Source organism: Terrabacter sp. P5_B1 (assembly GCF_056400505.1).
The window spans coordinates 1-1534 of record NZ_JBFULD010000539.1; the positions used below are offsets into that span (position 1 = coordinate 1).

The 1534-nt window shown below is 69.7% G+C and carries 3 protein-coding genes; 2 read left to right on the forward strand and 1 reads right to left on the reverse strand.

Annotated features, from left to right (window positions below):
- Nucleotides 1-423, forward strand: a 423-nt coding sequence (gene aroQ / locus AC1DP0_RS21760; protein WP_478088639.1) for a type II 3-dehydroquinate dehydratase, incomplete at its 5' end; no start/stop codon positions are given.
- Between the two features lie 166 nt (nucleotides 424-589).
- Nucleotides 590-1141 (forward strand): GNAT family N-acetyltransferase, encoded by a 552-nt coding sequence (locus AC1DP0_RS21765; protein WP_478088644.1) that lies wholly within the window; start codon nucleotides 590-592, stop codon nucleotides 1139-1141.
- Nucleotides 1142-1198: 57 nt separating this feature from the next.
- On the opposite strand, the gene AC1DP0_RS21770 is transcribed toward AC1DP0_RS21765, so the two are convergent.
- Nucleotides 1199-1534: FG-GAP repeat domain-containing protein (locus tag AC1DP0_RS21770; RefSeq protein WP_478088648.1), on the reverse strand; the 336-nt coding region annotated here is incomplete at its 5' end.

Here is a 1534-nt window from a genome sequence, read left to right on the forward strand (position 1 = left end):
GTCCTCGTCCTGTCKGGCCCCAACCTCGACCGCCTCGGCACGCGCGAGCCGGAGGTCTACGGCTCCGACACGCTCGACGACGTCCACGCCGCGGTCCAGCGCGAGGCTCGCGACCTGGGCCTCGTCGCCGACTGTCGCCAGACCAACCACGAGGGCGAGCTCATCGACTGGCTGCACGAGGCCGTCGACGTGGGCGCCGACGTCGTGCTCAACCCGGGCGCCTTCACGCACTACTCGTATGCCGTCCGCGACGCGTGCGCCATCGTGACGACGAGCGGTCGGAGCCTCGTCGAAGTGCACCTGAGCAACCCGGCGTCACGAGAGGAGTTCCGGCACACGTCGGTCGTGGCGGGGGTCGCCACGGGAACCGTCGCCGGATTCGGCCTCCAGTCCTACCTGCTCGCGCTCCGCGCCCTCGTCTGAGGCCCAGGTCGGGGCCACCGTCAGCAGGACGGTGGCCGACGGCGTCGGTGTAGGGGTGCCAGCCGTAGCCGTCTGGGCCGATGGAGTCCTGCTCGAAAACCCGTTGCGAGTGGTGGGACCTGGGTGGCTGGCTGATAGCCACCGAACACGAAGGAGAGTCACGCGCATGTCGCTGCCCACCCCGACGCTGCACACCGCTCGACTCCGACTGCGCCCCTTCGACGACGCGGATGCCGACGACATCTTCGCGTTGCAGAGCAATGCCTCCGTGCTCCGCTACTGGGACGCCCCACCGTGGACCGAGCGCACACGCGCCGAGCGGTTCATCACCGCCTGCAGGCAGATGGCAGAAGACGGCACCGGGGCGCGGCTGGCGGTGGATCGCGTCGCGGACGGGGCCTTCATCGGCTGGTGCGCCCTGAACCGGTGGAACCCGGACCACCGTAGCGCGTCGCTGGGCTACTGCTTCGATGAAGCCGCGTGGGGCCGCGGCTACGCCACCGAGGCCGCGGGCGCGTTGCTGCGGTGGGCTTTCAAGACGCTGGATCTCAACCGCGTCCAGGCTGAGGCTGATACTCGGAACGTGGCATCGGCGCGTGTCCTGGAGAAGCTCGGGTTCGTGCATGAAGGGAAGTTGCGGGAAGACTGCGTCGTCAACGGCGAGGTCTCGGACTCGTGGGTCTTCGGGTTGATCAGACGGGAGTGGCGGCCCGCCTGACTGCACTCCCTTCCCCAGGCCAGGTCTCGCGGGACGAGTGCACGTGGCGCGTCGGGGTCAGCCCACCGCGAAGACGACAGGGAACGTCCAGCCGATCCCCGCCTGACGAGCGGCCAGCGTGAAGCGGCCGCTGCTGTCCCCGGCATGCACGTTGAAACTGCCGTCACCCTTGATCCCCACGATGTCGACGTGCCCGTCCCGGTTGAGGTCCCCGGCGGAGAAGACCGTCCGGTAGATGCCCCAGCCGGCGCCGACCTGCACGCCGCCACCGGTGAACCCGCCGGCACCGTTGCCCCGGTAGAGGAAGAGCGCCCCGGACGGGGTGCGGCCGAACAGGTCGGGCTTCCCGTCGCCGGTGAAGTCGCCCGCACCGAGCACCCTGTCGAACATGTT

Excerpts from the sequence above, each read along its gene's own strand:
- AC1DP0_RS21765 (WP_478088644.1), top strand. The coding sequence starts at position 590 with ATGTCGCTGCCCACCCCGACGCTGCACACCGCTCGACTCCGACTGCGC.